Genomic DNA, 15,348 nt, shown 5'->3' on the forward strand with positions numbered 1-15,348 from the left:
GCTTGGGGCGGCGGGATGACCGGCTATCAGAACGTCTTGCGCACCCGGATTTGCCAGAAGGTCCGCGGATCCGTGGGGCGCTGTTCGGTGAAGGCGATGGGCCGGGCGAGCGACCGGTCGGCGAAGACCGTGCGTTCGACCTGGAAGTCGTTCCAGACATTGACCTGGGCACGGATGGCGAGGGTCGGCGTCGGCTTGTATTCGATGTTGGCCTCGAAATAATCGCTGCCGGTGAAGCCCGAGATCTGGTCCGGGGCGTAGTTGAACTGGCGCATGCTCTCGAGATAGGTGACAGCCCAGTTGATCTTCCAGGTGGTTATGTCCTGGGAGATGGTGAAGGCCGGTTGCGAAGGTCTGACCCCCGAAATCGGCCGCTCCTGACCCGAGGTCGGGTCCGTCACCGCGGTGTCGTTCCAGGTGTTGCGGAACTGGAACTGACCGCCGGAGAAGCCGGTCCAGTCGAGCGGCAGGACGAAGTTGACGGCCAGCTGATCGAGGGTTCCGTCGCCGATGTTGCCGACCGCCGAGAGACCCTGCGGCAGGGGTAGTCGGTCGATGACGCCGATGATCTCGTCGTGGCGGTAGCCGATGGAGAAGATGCCGTCGCCCAGGAACCGGCGCTCATAGGTGAGTTCCGATATCCAGCGCTCCTCGGGTTCGAGGTTCACATTACCGCCGAACAGCTGTTCGTCTTCGAGGTCCGCGCCGGCCGCGAAGTCACCGAAGTCCAGCTGGCCGACGTCGCGCTCAAAGCGGAAGCGGACCTGGTTCTGCGGCCGGGGCGTCCAGGTCAGCTGCAGGCGGGGCTTGGCGTAATAGAAGCTCTTTTCCTGGTCGGCGTCTCCGGACTGGGTGATGGTCGAGGCCTCGAGACGCAGTCCGCCTTCGAGATTGAGGTCGGGCCGCACGCGCCAGGTCGCCTTGCCGAACAACTCGCCCCGGGTTTCCTCGACCATGATCTGATCGGACGGCAGGGGAATGTTGACGCCGCCGTCGGTGAGCGCCTGGTCGACCTCCAGCATATTGTAGGCGATTTCGCCGCCGGCCTCGAGCGTGAGGGCCGGCGAGCGTTCCCAGCGCACCAGTGAGCGCAGGATCGTTTCTGACGCATTGCCCTCGGAGGCGAAGCGTTGAAGCGGTCCGGCGACGCCGTTTGTCGTGGTGACAAAGGTGGAGGCGTTCTCGAAGTCGTTCCACTCGCGGATGAAGCGGGTTTCGGACGTCAGGCCCGTGCCCATCGGCCGGGTGAAGACCGCGCCGACCTCCCCGCTTGAGCCTTCTTCCGCGAAGCGGCTGTCGCGCAGAATGGTCGGCCCCTGCTGGAGGCTGTACTGGCTGTAGTCATTGACGCCGAGGCGGGCGGTCAGGTCGATCTTTCCCCCCATGAAGGCGTCGGCGAAATTGACCCGCACGGCCTGGCCACCCCCGGTCTGGTCGTCGAAGTAGCCCTCGTCGCGGGTCACGACGCCATTGGCGTCGCGACGGACGACCCTCCCCACGCCGTTGGAATCGTTGATCGCCACGCCGTCGGCAAGGGTGAAGCCCCAGACCCGGTCGCCGTTGCGGCGGGTGAATTGGTACTGGCCGAAGCCGCGATCGGTGCCGCCCTCGAAGAAGGCCATATTGGCCGTCAGGATCTGTTCGGTGCTGGCCTGGCTCCGGGTGATGACGTTCACGACGACCGAATAGCCCTGCATGTCGATGCCCGGAGCGCCGCCCCGGATCAGTTCGATGCGCTCGACCTGGGGAACCAGGGTGCGGGACAGGACCGACGAGCCGGTGTCGTTCTTCGATGCTGGTCGCGAGCCGTTGATCAGGATGTTGCCGACCGCGCCCTCGAACCCGCGCGAGCCGTCGCCGTCCTGCACCGAAAAGCCGGGCACGCGGCTGACCATGTCCAGGGCCGTGTTCGGGCGCTGGCCGGCGAAGAAGTCGGGGGTGAAGACAAGGACGCCCTGCTGTGAGGCTTCAGCCTGGGGCTCGGGGGCCGGCGGCGGGGGAGTCTGGGCGGACGCGGCGCCGGCGCTCAACAGGACGGCCGTCGTCGCCAGCAGTATGGTCTTGGTCATTGCAGGATTCCCCTCGTCGTGTGACGAAGGTGTGGCGTCCTGTCGCGCCGCTCTCCAGTTACAAGACAGACAGGTGGATTAAATATCTGACAGATTACGCACTCGTAACGAATGTGTTCTGAAAGAGGCCGCTTGTTACTGAATGTTGATCAGGTAGGGATTGTATAGTCTTGAAATCGACTGTCGCCATTATTGCTGTCTTCGTCATTCTTGTGGGCAGCGCGACCTTCCCGTCGCCCGCGTCGGCCCAGACGCCCGAACCCGCGGCCCAACTGGACGACATCGTGGTTCAGGCCCGCCGCTCGGGCGCTCCGATGTGGACCGTGACCCGGGGCGACAGCACCCTGATCCTGGTCGGCGCCATCACCGGTATTCCGCGAGACCTCTCCTGGCGTCCTGAAGAGCTTGAGGCGGCGGCGGCGCGGTCCGACCAGATCCTGTCGCCGCAGGAGGGCCGGGCCTCGGTCACCGACCTGCTGCGGGTCATCTGGCGCGCCCGCACCATCGGCCTGATGCCGCAGGGACAGACGACGGCGGACTATCTGACGCCGGAATACCAGGCGCGGCTGGAGGCGATCATGGCCGCCGACCGCAATCAGGACTGGCGGACCAGAAGCCTGTTGTTCGTCGGCTTCGACCTGATGCAGGACAAGGCCGGCTATACCGGCCGCCGGGGCGGCGAGGACGCCATGGATGTGATCCGGCGGGCGGCCCGACGCGCGCGGGTGCCGGTCCGGCCGGTCGGCACGGTCCGCGGCGATGAACTGGTCGACAGTCTGATCACCGCCCCCCAGACGGCCCACGTCCCCTGCGTTGAGGCCGCCATCGCCGCGGCCGAACGGGGGCCTGACGCCGCGCGCGAACGGGCCGAGGACTGGCGCGCCCTGCGCGTCGCCGACGTCGTTGCCTCGCCGATCGACCGGGCGCTGAACCAGTGCTGGCCGTGGGGCGACCCGGAGATCGCGCCGCAGCTCAGGCAACAATGGGCGGCGGCGATCGAGACGGCGATGATCTCGCCGGGGGTGACCATGGGAGTCGCGCCGATCCGCCTGCTGGCGGATGAAGGCGGGGTGCTGGACGCGCTGGTGGCGCGCGGGTTCGAGGTGGTGGGGCCGGAGTGGAAGTGAGTGGCTAGTGGCTAGTGGCTAGTGGTTGGCCACCACCTGAGCGACGTTGCGTTCCGCGCCGCCTTTTTCCACCGCCAGTGAAGTCGCGAACACTAGCCACTAGCCACTAGCCACTAGCCACTAGCCACTAATCCCTCAGACCGCCGTACCCCCCACCGTCAGCCCCGCGATCTTCAACGAGGGCTGACCGATGCCGACCGGGACGCCCTGACCGCCCTTGCCGCAGACGCCGACGCCGGGGTCGAAGGCGAAGTCGTCGCCGATCATCTGGACGTGCTGAAGGGCCGTGGCCCCGTCGCCGATCAGGGTCGCGCCGCGTACCGGAGCCGTGATCTTGCCGTCCTCGATGAGGTAGGCCTCGGTGCACTGGAAGACGAATTTGCCGTTGGTGATGTCGACCTGGCCGCCGCCGAAATTGGCGGCGTAGAGACCGCGCTTTGTCGAGGCGATCATGTCGGCCTGCGAATCCTTGCCGCCCTCCATGAAGGTGTTGGTCATGCGCGGCATCGGCATGTGGGCGAAGGATTGGCGGCGGCCGTTGCCGGTGGCGCGCGCGCCCAGCTGACGCGCCGAAAGCCGGTCGTGCATCAGCCCGACCATGATCCCGTCCTCGATCAGCACGGTGCGCGAGGTCGGCGTGCCCTCGTCATCGACCGACAGCGAGCCGCGACGGCCGGCGATGGAGCCGTCGTCGACCACGGTCACGCCGGGCGCGGCCACCCGCTTGCCCATCATGCCGGTGAAGACCGAACTGCCCTTGCGGTGGAAATCGCCCTCGAAACCATGGCCGATGGCCTCGTGCAGCAGCACGCCGGGCCAGCCCGCGCCCAGCACCACATCCATTTCGCCCGCCGGGCAGTCGACGGCCTCGAGATTGACCAGCGCCTGGCGCAGGGCCTCGTCGACCTGCCATTGCCAGCGGTCGGGCGCGATCCAGGTCTCGAACCCGGCCCGGCCCCCGGCCCCGGACGAGGCGCTCTCGCGCCGGCCGTCCTTCTCGACGGTGACCGAGACGTTCAGCCGGACCAGCGGGCGGATGTCGGTGACGCGCCGGCCGTCGCCGCGCAGGATCTCGATATGCCGCCGCTCGCCGACCATGCTGGCGGAGACCTGCACCACGCGCGGATCGCGGGCGCGGGCCCAGGCGTCGATCTCGGCCAGCAGGGCGATCTTGTCCGAAAAAGCGGGGGAGGCGAGGGGATCGATCGGGGCGTAGAGTTGCTGGTTGGTGGCGCGGGGCGCCTCGGCGATCATGCCCGCATGGCCGGACCGGGCCAGTCCCGCGCTGTCGGCCGCGCGGCGGATCGCCGGGCCGCTGATCTCATTGGCGTGGGCGTAGCCGGCCGTCTCGCCGGCCACGACCCGCAGGCCGAAGCCCTCGGAGGCGTCATAGGCGGCGGATTTCAGCCGGCCGTCGTCGAAGACCAGTGATTCGAGCTCCGACCGTTCGAGGAACAGTTCGCCGTCGTCAGCCCCGGTCAGGGCCTCCTGCAGGATGGACAGGGCCTCGTCGGAGCCGACGTCGGCGGAATCGAGAATCGCGGGCAGGGAAACGGGGACGGTCATGGAGCCTAAGTAGGGGCTGACCGTCCCCGCGTCACCGGGTGTCCGTTCGCATTCAGTCCTGGTTGACCTCGCCCCAGCCCGTGACGGACTGTTCCAGCTGGGTCGGGGTCCGGGTCAGGGTGACGTCGCCGCGGCCCGAGACCTCGATATTGGCCCGGCCCGTCGGGCCGACGCGGGCATCGCCGCGACCGGTGACCGAGACCCGGGCATCCGTGACGACCAGATCGTCGAGATCGGCGTCGCCCGAACCGTTGAGGGTCAGCCCCAGGGCATCCGTGCGTCCCCGGGCCCGCACATCGCCGGAACCGTTGATGGTCACGTCCAGCCGGGGCTGGTCATAGTCCCGGATCGAGAGGTCGCCGTTGGCGCCGGTGTCGAAGCGGGTGATCGACGGGGCGGTGACCACGACCTTGAGGGCCTCGGTGGCGCTCCAGGCATGGATGCCGTTGCGGTTCCAGCGGATGTAGCCCCGCTCTTCCTCGTCCTCGTCAAAGCCCTCGAGGCTGAGGCGGCCGTCGCGGAGACGGACGCGATCGACCATGTTCCTGGGGCCGGTAATGGTAACGCCGGCCTCGTCGCCCTGACGATAGACGACCTGGCCGGGCATCATCAGCGACAACTGGTCGCCGCCGGTCCAGGCGAGGGTGCGGGTGACCTCGGGGTCGACCTCGCCACGCTCGAAACGAATGCTGCCGTCGCCCATCGGGCCTTCGGAGGCCACCCAGACCCAGTCGTGGGCTCGAACGTCGTTGCCGACCAGGGCGACCGCCCCGCCGATCCCGACCAGGGCCAGGACGAAGCCGACGCCCGTGATAACCAGAAGATTGCGGATCATGTCAGTTCCTCCCCCAGGCCTGAGGCTGGTTGTCGAGCGCGGGCTTGAGCACGCGGTAGTGAAGACGGGCGTACCAGACGGTGGCGTCGATCAGCCATTTGGTCAGGACCGCCATCAGGCCGCCCATGAACAGGCCCAGCCCCATCAGGCCGACGCCCAACAGGATGGCCGCCAGAACGCCGCCGGGCGCGCCGAGGAAGGGTCCGACGACGAGGATGGCTCCGCCGGCGAGGAAGACGCCCACGCCGCTGACCAGTACGGCCAGCACGGCCCCGAACACGGGGAAGACGATCGGCAGCAGGATCAGGATGTCGATCGCGCCCAGGCCGATCAGGCCGAAGATGGCTCCCGCCGCGGCGGAGGGATTCTGTTCCTGACGCCAGCGCTGGGCCCCGGCTTCGGCGCGCAGCTCGCGGGACAGGCGGTCCGGGTCGCCGAGCGCCGCGGCCACTTCGGCCTCGGAACGACCGGCGGCGGCCCCATCCTCGAAATGGATCTCGTAGTCGGCGGCGATGTCGTCGGCGGCGGCGGCCGGCATGCCGACCAGTCCCCGCCTCAACCGGCCCATGAATTCGGCGCGGGTCATTGTTCAGCTCCCCTTTCGGCAGTCTCGTCTTCGGTGGTCCGGGCGGGCGCGGCGGATTCGGCCGGCGCGGCCAGGATGGATTCGACCGCGCGGGCGAAGGCGCCCCACTCGGTCGTCTGGGCGGCGAGCGCCCGGCGCCCGGCGTCGGTCAGGCGATAATATTTGCGCGAGGGCCCCGACGGTGATTCGACCAGATAGGTCTCGACCTGTCCGTCGGACTGCATCCGCCGCATCAGCGGGTAGATGGTGCCCTCGCCCATGTCGATCGCGTCCGACAGGGTCGAGGCGATCTCATAGGCATAGCTGTCATGCCGGTTCAGCAGGGCCAGGACGCAGAGCGTCAGCACCCCCTTCTTCAGCTGTATCTCGATTGTTTCAGGCACTCCGGGCCCTCCTTCTGATGGCCAAGACGTATCGCAAGGTATCTGGTCACGCAAGGTAGCTGTCATAACATGACGTGGAATTAATCCAGCGACGGAATGTCCTGCGACGCTCAATCCGACGGCAATCGCTTGGCAAGCGCCGGAGGGGGCGATATGGACCGCGCGAAGTACCGCTGCGGACCGCCGGGTCCCGGCGATAGTTTGCGATTCACTCGCAAGCGTTTGCGGCGAAACGGTTTAATGAGGATATCTCGCATGGGGATGGGCACGCGGGCCCGGGTAATCATCGGCGGTGGCATCACCGCCCTGAGCCTGGCCGTTTTCTCCGCTACGCCGACGTGGGCCCGCCCGCTGGTCGGTCAACCGACGGACGGCGCCCTCGGGCTGCAGCCGTCGGCCTCGCCGCTGAAGGTTGAGGCGACCTTCTTCCACGACATCATCCTGATGCCGATCATCACCGGCATCTCGCTGCTGGTGCTGGGGCTGCTGATCTGGATCTGCATCCGCTACAACAAGAAGGCCAATCCGGTTCCGGCCAAATGGAGCCACAACACCGCGATCGAGATCGTCTGGACGGTGCTGCCGGTGCTGATCCTGGTTGGTATCTCGCTGTTCTCGTTCCGCCTCCTGTTCGCCTATCACAACATGCCGACGCCGGACCTGACGGTGAAAGCCACGGGCAACCAGTGGAACTGGTCCTATGAGTATCCGGACCAGGGCGTCGCCGAATACGTCTCCAACATGCTGACGGAAGAAGACGTCGCAGAGCGCGGCATGCCGCACAGCCTGTATCGCCTCGCCGCGGACGAGCCGATCGTCGTGCCGGTCGGCAAGACGGTGCGGGTGCTTGTGACCGCCACGGACGTGATTCACGCCTTCGCCCTGCCGGCCTTCGGTCTGAAGATCGATGCCATCCCCGGCCGGATTAACGAGACCTGGTTCCGCGCGGACCGCACGGGCGTCTTCTACGGCCAGTGCTCCGAACTGTGCGGCGTCGACCACGCCTTCATGCCGATCCAGATCAATGTCGTCACCGAGGCCGAGTTCGCCGCCTGGGTCGCCTCCAAGGGCGGCTCCATGACGCCGCGTACGCCGGATCAGGCTCCGGGCGGCACCGCCGCCCAGGTCGCCGCCGGCACGACGGGCGCACCGACCGCTTCCGACGCGGCCGTCCCCGTCGCCGCCCCCGCTCAACCCGCAGCGCCCGCCACGGCTCCCGCCGTCGCTCCGGCCGCTCAGTAAAGAACCGCGAGAGCCCCACAGATATGGCCACCGCAGCCGAAAACCTCGCCCACGACCACGACGGGCATCATGACCACAAGCCGGGTTTCTTCACCCGCTGGTTCCTGTCGACCAATCACAAGGACATCGGCACCCTCTACCTGCTGTTCGCCATCATGGCGGGCCTGGTCGGCGGCGCGCTGTCGGGCCTGATCCGCTGGGAACTGGCCGAGCCGGGCATCCAGATCTTCACCGAAGGCTCGATGGTCAATCTGTTCGGCCTCGTCGAACAGACCAAGCACGGCTACAATGTGGTGGTCACCGGCCACGCCCTGATCATGATCTTCTTCATGGTCATGCCCGCCATGATCGGCGGCTTCGGCAACTGGTTTGTGCCGATCATGATCGGCGCGCCCGACATGGCCTTCCCGCGCATGAACAACATCTCCTTCTGGCTGCTGGTGGCGGCCTGGGTGCTGTTGATCATCTCCCTGTTCGTTCCGGGCGAGCCCGGCGGCGGGCTCGGTTTCGGCGGCGGCTGGACGATCTATCCGCCCCTGTCGACCATGGGCCACCCGGGTCCGGCCATGGACCTGGCCATCTTCTCGCTGCACGTCGCGGGCGCCAGCTCGATCCTCGGCGCGATCAACTTCATCACCACGATCTTCAACATGCGCGCCCCGGGGATGACCCTCCACCGGATGCCGCTGTTCGCCTGGTCGGTGCTGATCACCGCCTTCCTGCTGCTGCTGTCGCTGCCCGTCCTGGCCGGCGCCATCACCATGCTGCTGGCCGACCGCAACTTCGGCACCTCCTTCTTCGACCCGGCCGGCGGCGGCGACCCGGTGATGTTCCAGCACCTGTTCTGGTTCTTCGGACACCCCGAGGTCTACATCCTGATCCTGCCGGGCTTCGGCATCATCAGCCATATCGTCTCGACCTTCTCGAAGAAGCCGATCTTCGGCTATCTCGCCATGGCCTACGCCATGGTGGCGATCGGCTTCGTCGGCTTCATCGTCTGGGCGCACCACATGTACACGGTGGGCATGGGCGTGAACCTGCGCGCCTATTTCATCGCTGCGACCATGATCATCGCCGTGCCCACGGGCGTGAAGATCTTCAGCTGGATCGCCACCATGTGGGGCGGCTCCATCAGCTTCAAGACGCCCATGCTGTGGGCGATCGGCTTCATCTTCCTGTTCACCATCGGCGGCGTGACCGGCGTGGTCCTGTCCAACGCGGGCATCGATTACAGCCTGCACGACACCTATTACGTCGTGGCCCACTTCCACTATGTGCTGTCGCTGGGCGCCGTCTTCGCCATCTTCGCGGGCTTCTACTACTGGTTCGAGAAGATGTTCGGCGTGAAGTACAACGAGTTCCTCGGCTGCCTGCATTTCTGGGTCATGTTTGTCGGCGTGAACCTGGTGTTCTTCCCGCAGCATTTCCTTGGCCTGCAGGGGATGCCCCGGCGCTACGTCGACTACTCGGACGGCTACGCCTACTGGAACCTGGTTTCGTCGTGGGGCTATGTCATCACCATCGTCGGCGTGCTGGTCTTCCTGATCATGCTGGCCGAGGCCGCCATCCGCCGTCGTCCCGGCGTCGCCAATCCGTGGGGCGAAGGCGCCACGACCCTGGAGTGGACCCTGTCCTCGCCTCCGCCCCACCACCAGTTCAACGAACTGCCGGTGGTCAAGGGCGACGAGCACTAGACCGGTCCGTACGGACCAGACCAATCGGGGGCCGCTCTTTCAGACTGAAGGGGCGGCCTCTGGCTTTTTGAAAATGCGATGACCGAATCCGCCTCCCAGTCCGCGCTCTCGACGGCCCAGCCGGAAGACTTCTTCCAGCTGCTGAAGCCGCGCGTGATGTCGGTGGTGATCTTCACCGCCGTCGTCGGCCTGGTCGTGGCAGGTGGCGACCTGGACTGGCTGTCGGCCGCCATCGCCATCCTGTGCATCGCCGTCGGGGCAGGGGCGGCGGGGGCGCTGAACATGGCGCTGGAGGGCGAGACCGACGCCCTGATGCGGCGCACCCGCGGGCGACCTGTCGCGGCCGGGCGGGTCAACAAGAACGACGCCATGACCTTTGGCGTCATCCTGTCGGTCTTTTCCGTCATGCTGCTCGGCATGGCGACCAACTGGCTGGCCGGCGGCCTGCTGTTGATGACCATCCTCTACTACGCCGTTTTCTACACCCTGCTGCTGAAGCGCCGGACGCCCCAGAACATCGTCATCGGCGGCGCCGCGGGCGCCTTTCCCCCCGTGATCGGCTGGGCCGCCGCGACGGGCGAGGCGCCGTGGCCGGCCTGGTTGCTGTTCGCCATCATCTTCCTGTGGACCCCGCCGCACAGCTGGGCCCTGGCCCTGTATTCGGCTGGCGACTACGCCCGCGCGGGCATTCCCATGATGCCGGTGGCGCGCGGGGCGAAGAGCACGCGGCTGCAGATCCTGATCTACAGCCTCGTGTTCGTACCGGTGGCCGTGGCTCCGGGCCTGCTGGGTCTCGGCGGCGTCCTTTATCTGGCTGTGTCGATCCTTGGCGGCCTGGGCTTCCTGTTCCTCGCCTTCCGCCTGTGGCGCAGCCGCGCCGGGGATCAGCCCGACAAGGCCGAGGCCGTGGGACGAGAGGCCGCATTGTATGATGTCCGCGCCGAGGCCAAACCGGCGCGCAACCTGTTCGCTTTCTCCATCCTGTACCTGATGGCGCTGTTCGCGGCCCTGCTGGTCGAGAGCATCACCGCCCTTCCCGGACTGTCATGACCCTACGCCGCCTGACCCCCGAAGAGCTGTCCGCCCGCAGCAAGCGCAATCTCGCCATCGCCGGCGCCCTGGTGGGCTTCATCGTGCTGGTGTTCGCCGTCACCGTGCTGAACCTCAAGCGCAACATCGACGCCCGCAAGGACGCCATCGCGGCCGGCGCACCGGTCGAATACGCCCGATGAAGAAGCCCACCGCCAATGCTGTGGTGGCGATCGCCTGCGCTGGCGGCGTCATGTTCATGACCGGCGCCGCCTTCGCCGCCGTGCCCCTGTATCAGCTGTTCTGCCAGGTCACCGGCTTCGACGGCACGGTCCGCAAGGCGGACCAGGCGCCGGATGTGCAGCTGGACCAGACGGTGCTGATCCGGTTCGACACCAATGTGCGCGGCCTGCCCATGACCTTCCGCGCCGAACAGGTCGCCCAGCGGGTGCGAATCGGCGAGACGGGCATCGCCTATTTCGATGTGACCAATACCTCCGATCGTCCAATCCAGGCCACGGCCGCCTATAACGTCGTGCCGGAGCGGGCCGGCCCCTATTTCCAGAAGCTGCAATGCTTCTGCTTCGAGGGACAGACCATCCAGCCGGGCCAGACGATGAAATTCCCGGTCCAGTATTTCGTGGCGCCGGAGATGGCGACCGACCGCGAGAGCCGCGGGGTCGAGGAAATAACCCTCAGCTACACCTTCTATCCCACGCAAGGCTTCGATCAGGCCGCAATCGCGGGCGCCCCTCCAAGTTCTCAAGGGTCTGGCGCGGCGGGATAGCCGACGCTATAGCCTGCCTCATACGACTCTCGACTGCTGCAAGAGACCCAGATGGCCGACGCACACGCCACTCCGCATCACGACTATCACCTGGTGAATCCCAGCCCCTGGCCGCTGATCGCCTCGATCGCGGTCACGATCATGATGGTCGGGGCCGTGGTGTGGATGAAGGGCATCGTCGGACCCGATGCGGGACCGATCGCGACGGCCCTGCTGTCCGACGGCAAGGCGGCCCTGTTCTTCGCGGGTCTGGCCGGCGTGCTGGTGGCCGCGTTCGCCTGGTGGGCGGATGTGATCAAGGAAAGCCAGGGCGGCGACCACACCCCGGTCGTCCAGATCGGTCTGCGCTACGGCATGATCATGTTCATCGCCTCCGAGGTGATGTTCTTCGCCGCCTTCTTCTGGATGTTCTTCGAAATGGCGGTCTTCAACGAAGCCCGCGCCCACATTCCCGAGGTCGGCAACTGGGCCGAGACCGCCGCCGCCTGGTCGACCTGGCCGCCCCAGGGCGTCGAAACGCTGGACGCCTGGCATCTGCCGCTGCTGAACACCGTAATCCTGCTGCTCAGCGGCACGACGGTGACCTGGGCACACCACGCCCTGCAGGTCGGCGACCGCAAGGCGACCCGCACCGGACTGATCATCACCGTCCTGCTCGGCGTGCTGTTCACCGCGGTGCAGATCTATGAGTATGACCACATTCTCCACGAGAACCTGTTCTTCAACGAGAACGCTGTTAACTCCGGCCTGTACGGCTCGATCTTCTTCATGGCGACCGGCTTCCACGGTTTCCACGTCCTGCTCGGCACCATCTTCCTGCTGGTCTGCCTGCTGCGCCTGATGGCCGGCCAGATGACCCCCCAGAAGCATTTCGGCTTCGAGGCGGCCGCCTGGTACTGGCATTTCGTGGACGTGGTCTGGCTGTTCCTCTTCGCCTTCGTCTACGTCACCTTCGGGTGACGGACGGCCCCACAGGGCTTGATCTTCAACCGGCGCGGATCAACCCGATCCGCGCCGGTCTGCTTTGCCGCTGTCCCCATTGCGGCAAGGGTCCGTTGTTCGCGGGCTTTCTCAAGGTGGTCGACCGCTGCGCCGCCTGCGGCTTCGACTTCACCCGCCTGAACACCGGCGACGGCGCCGCCATCTTCATCATGCAGATCGCCGGCGGGATCGTGGTCTTCGGCGCCCTGTTCGTGCAGGTCGCCTGGAATCCGCCGATCTGGGCCATGCTGCTGGTCGCCCTGCCGCTGGTCGCCGGCCTCTCGCTGGGCCTGATGCGCCCCGGCAAGGGGGTGATGATCGCCCTGCAGATGCGGAACAGGGCGGGACAGGCCTGATGCGCGCCCGCTTCCCATGGGGCCTGACGATCGTCTGCACCCTCGCCCTCGCCCTCCTGTGCGGGCTCGGGGTCTGGCAGGTGCAGCGGATGCAGTGGAAGAACGGCCTGATCGATCAGGCCGAGGCCGCTGCCGGCCTCCCGCCCGCGCCGCTCGCCGCGGTCATGGCCCTGCCTGACCCCGCCTTCCACAAGGTCGCCATCGACTGTCCGGGGCTGGCCACGGCCCCCTGGGTCGAACTCCAGACCATCCATGAGGGGCAGGCTGGCGTCCGGCTGATCTCTGCCTGCCGTCCGACCGACTTTCCGGCCGTGTTCCTGATCGACCGCGGCTTTGTCGCCGAGAGCATTTCCGCCCGCCCGCCGGTCGCGGCCTCGACGGCGTCCTTCCCGCTGGTTGCCGAGGTGCGCGAGACGCCGCCGCCGGGCCCGATGGCCCTGCCCGTCGACAAGGGCCGGTTCTTCGCGCGCGACATGGCCGGCATGGCCGAGGCGCTGGGCGTCGCCGACACTGATCCGAACACCCTGTTCGCCCTGACCTCCTCCAATCCCGAGTGGCAGGCCCTCCAGCCCTCGGCCCCGCCGGCGGCCTTCTCGAACAACCACCTCGGCTATGCCTTGACCTGGTTCGGGCTGGCGCTGGCGCTGGTCGGTTTCTACATCGTGCTGCTCCGCAAGACCCTCAAGCAGCCTCGCTCTGCGAGCGAGGCGATAGGGAAAGAAGAAGCCCCCTGACCGCCACGCTCCACACCCTGTCGAATGGCGTCCGCGTCGTCTGTGATCCCATGCCCGGCCTGCGCACCCTGGCCCTGACCGTCGCCGTGCGCGGCGGGGCGAAATGGGAGACCGAGGCGACGTCCGGCTGGTCCCACTGCCTCGAACATCTGGTCTTCAAAGGCGCCGGAGACATGGGCGCGCGCGAGATCGTCGAGCGGATCGAGGCCGAGGGCGGCTCACTGAACGCCTCCACCGGCTATGAGCGCACCAGTTTCGAGGTCCGCGCCCTGCACGGCTCCCTGCCGCTGGCCATGCAGGTCGTCTCCGACCTCGTCTTCCGCCCCACGCTCGACCCCGCCGAGATCGAGCGCGAGAAGGACGTCGTGGCGCAAGAGATCGCCGAGGCCTTCGACACCCCGGACGACCACGTCTTCGAAATGGCCCAGACCCGCGCCTTCGAGGGCCAGCCGCTGGGGCGGCCGATCCTTGGGTCAGTGAAGAGTCTGAAGCCGATCACCCGCGCCGCCATCGGCGACTGGCGCGCCCGGCTGTATTCGCCGGACCGCATGGTGGTGGCCGTATCCGGCGCCGTGGACGAGACCGAGCTTCTGGCCCTGGCGGAGCGCTGGTTCGGCGCCGAGACCGCGACTCCGGCCGAGGCGCCCGACGCGCCCCGCTTCACAGGGGGCGCGGCGGCCCTGACCCGCCGGATCGAACAGGCCAATATTGTCTTCCAGCTGCCCGCGCCCTCGGCCACGGACCCCGCCTATGCCGCGACCCGGCTGATGACCGAGATCCTCGGCGGCGGCATGGCATCGCGCCTGTTCCAGAGCGCCCGCGAGGAGCGCGGCCTGGCCTATGCCATCGACGCCTATCACGAGCCCTATGAGGATGCCGGCCTGCTGGGCATCTACGCCGGCGCCGCCGCCGACCGGGCCGTCGAACTGGCCCGGGTGTGCGCCGCCGAGCTGAAGGCGCTGGCCGAAACGGGTCCGACCGCCGCAGAACTGTCGCGCGCCAAGGCCGTGCTCAACGCCGGCCTGTGGATGTCTGACGAGAGCCCCGCCGCCCGCGCCGGCCGGGCCGCGGCCCAGGTGCTGATCTTCGGGGCCCTGATCCCGTCGCAGACCATGTCTGAACGCACGCTCGCCCAGACGGTCGACACGGTCCGGACCGCCGCCGCCGCCTCGCTGGCCGCCGGCCGCTGCGCGACAGCGGTGTTGGGCCCGAAGGCCGCGGCCCCCGCGGGCGCGGCCTTCCACGAGGCTCTGTTCGGCTGATCTCCAACGCCGTCATCCTCGGGTCAAGCCCGAGGATGACGGTGTGGGGGTGGTTCACCCCGAGCAAACGCTGGGGTAGGCTTGATCCATGGCCCTGCTGGACTGGATCAACGAAGCGACGGGCCCGGTGGTGAAAGGGCAGGGCGTGACCCTGCGTCCCCCCCGCGCCTCCGACCACGAGGCCTGGGCCGGCCTGCGCCATGCGTCTCACGCCTATCTGCAGCCATGGGAGCCGATCTGGCCCGAGGACGACCTGACCCGTCCGGCCTTCAAACGCCGCCTCTCGATCTATGGGCGTGAGATGGAGGCCGGCAACGCCTGGCCCTTCTTCATTTTCGCTGATTCCGACCAGTCGCTGGTCGGCGCCATCACCCTGTCCAACATCCGGCGCGGCGTCGCCGAGACGGGGACGCTGGGCTACTGGGTCGGTCTGCCGTTCGCCGGTCGCGGCCTGGGCACAGCCGCGGTCCGGGCCATGGTCGCCTGGGCCTTCGACGACCTGAAGCTGCACCGCGTCGAGGCCGCCTGTGTGCCGGACAACACGGCCTCGCGCCGGGTGCTCGAGAAGACCGGTTTTCAGCTCGAAGGACGGGCCCGGGCTTATCTTAAAATTAACGGCGCTTGGGCAGATCATCTCCTGTTCGGCTTCGTCAATGACGGAGTCGGGCGCGGCGGCTGATTCCGGCCGTCCTGTCGG

At 67.4% G+C, this 15,348-nt stretch carries 16 protein-coding genes; 11 read left to right on the plus strand and 5 right to left on the minus strand.

Translation table 11 applies throughout. The features are described 5' to 3' along the window. Window positions 1-26: 26 nt before the first annotated feature. Window positions 27-2,069 (minus strand): TonB-dependent receptor plug domain-containing protein, encoded by a 2,043-nt coding sequence (locus tag B3E43_RS02595; protein WP_292026333.1) that lies wholly within the window; start codon window positions 2,067-2,069, stop codon window positions 27-29. A gap of 170 nt (window positions 2,070-2,239) precedes the next feature. On the opposite strand from B3E43_RS02595, the gene B3E43_RS02600 reads away from it, so the two are divergent. After that, complete coding sequence (locus B3E43_RS02600) at window positions 2,240-3,196, plus strand: TraB/GumN family protein (RefSeq protein WP_292026334.1); 957 nt, start codon at window positions 2,240-2,242, stop codon at window positions 3,194-3,196. A 135-nt stretch (window positions 3,197-3,331) separates the two neighbouring features. Here B3E43_RS02600 and tldD read toward each other — a convergent pair whose 3' ends face one another. From tldD to B3E43_RS02620, 4 genes are read right to left on the minus strand one after another with little or no spacing between them, the layout of a single operon-like run. Further along, complete coding sequence (gene tldD / locus B3E43_RS02605) at window positions 3,332-4,762, minus strand: metalloprotease TldD (protein WP_292026335.1); 1,431 nt, start codon at window positions 4,760-4,762, stop codon at window positions 3,332-3,334. Window positions 4,763-4,814: 52 nt separating this feature from the next. Then, entirely contained in the window at window positions 4,815-5,597 is a 783-nt protein-coding gene (locus tag B3E43_RS02610) for a GIN domain-containing protein (protein WP_292026336.1), read from the minus strand. Window position 5,598: 1 nt separating this feature from the next. Next, on the minus strand, window positions 5,599-6,183 hold the full coding sequence (locus tag B3E43_RS02615; RefSeq protein WP_292026337.1) for a DUF1700 domain-containing protein: 585 nt from the start codon (window positions 6,181-6,183) through the stop codon (window positions 5,599-5,601). Next, window positions 6,180-6,566, minus strand: coding sequence for a PadR family transcriptional regulator (locus tag B3E43_RS02620; protein WP_292026338.1), 387 nt, complete (start codon window positions 6,564-6,566; stop codon window positions 6,180-6,182). The genes B3E43_RS02615 and B3E43_RS02620 overlap by 4 nt, the downstream gene beginning before the upstream one ends. Before the next feature lie 255 nt (window positions 6,567-6,821). On the opposite strand from B3E43_RS02620, the gene coxB reads away from it, so the two are divergent. From coxB to B3E43_RS02670, 10 genes are all read left to right on the plus strand, one after another. Beyond that, complete coding sequence (gene coxB, locus B3E43_RS02625; RefSeq protein WP_292026339.1) at window positions 6,822-7,808, plus strand: cytochrome c oxidase subunit II; 987 nt, start codon at window positions 6,822-6,824, stop codon at window positions 7,806-7,808. A gap of 23 nt (window positions 7,809-7,831) precedes the next feature. Continuing rightward, window positions 7,832-9,502 carry a cytochrome c oxidase subunit I gene (ctaD, locus tag B3E43_RS02630; RefSeq protein WP_292026340.1) on the plus strand — a complete coding sequence of 557 codons (1,671 nt, stop codon included), beginning with the start codon at window positions 7,832-7,834 and terminating at the stop codon, window positions 9,500-9,502. A 78-nt stretch (window positions 9,503-9,580) separates the two neighbouring features. Then, a complete protein-coding gene (gene cyoE, locus B3E43_RS02635) occupies window positions 9,581-10,552 on the plus strand; it encodes a heme o synthase (RefSeq protein WP_292026341.1) in 972 nt (323 codons plus the stop codon). After that, window positions 10,549-10,734, plus strand: coding sequence for a hypothetical protein (locus B3E43_RS02640; RefSeq protein ID WP_292026342.1), 186 nt, complete (start codon window positions 10,549-10,551; stop codon window positions 10,732-10,734). Before cyoE ends, B3E43_RS02640 begins: the two co-directional genes overlap by 4 nt. Beyond that, entirely contained in the window at window positions 10,731-11,318 is a 588-nt protein-coding gene (locus B3E43_RS02645; protein ID WP_292026343.1) for a cytochrome c oxidase assembly protein, read from the plus strand. The genes B3E43_RS02640 and B3E43_RS02645 overlap by 4 nt, the downstream gene beginning before the upstream one ends. 51 nt (window positions 11,319-11,369) lie before the next feature. Next, complete coding sequence (locus tag B3E43_RS02650; RefSeq protein ID WP_292026344.1) at window positions 11,370-12,278, plus strand: cytochrome c oxidase subunit 3; 909 nt, start codon at window positions 11,370-11,372, stop codon at window positions 12,276-12,278. Beyond that, window positions 12,275-12,655: a DUF983 domain-containing protein gene (locus tag B3E43_RS02655; protein WP_292026345.1), complete on the plus strand. Its 381-nt coding sequence runs from the start codon at window positions 12,275-12,277 to the stop codon at window positions 12,653-12,655. Before B3E43_RS02650 ends, B3E43_RS02655 begins: the two co-directional genes overlap by 4 nt. Then, on the plus strand, window positions 12,655-13,389 hold the full coding sequence (locus B3E43_RS02660) for an SURF1 family protein (protein ID WP_292026346.1): 735 nt from the start codon (window positions 12,655-12,657) through the stop codon (window positions 13,387-13,389). Before B3E43_RS02655 ends, B3E43_RS02660 begins: the two co-directional genes overlap by 1 nt. Window positions 13,390-13,439: 50 nt before the next feature. Further along, the gene (locus B3E43_RS02665; protein WP_292026347.1) at window positions 13,440-14,651 is read left to right on the plus strand and encodes a M16 family metallopeptidase; all 1,212 of its coding nucleotides are present in this window, start codon (window positions 13,440-13,442) and stop codon (window positions 14,649-14,651) included. An 88-nt stretch (window positions 14,652-14,739) separates the two neighbouring features. Beyond that, window positions 14,740-15,330 (plus strand): GNAT family N-acetyltransferase, encoded by a 591-nt coding sequence (locus B3E43_RS02670; RefSeq protein ID WP_292026348.1) that lies wholly within the window; start codon window positions 14,740-14,742, stop codon window positions 15,328-15,330. Window positions 15,331-15,348: the final 18 nt, after the last annotated feature.

It is taken from the genome of Brevundimonas sp. UBA2416, from assembly GCF_002343105.1.
Classification (GTDB): Bacteria; Pseudomonadota; Alphaproteobacteria; order Caulobacterales; family Caulobacteraceae; genus Brevundimonas.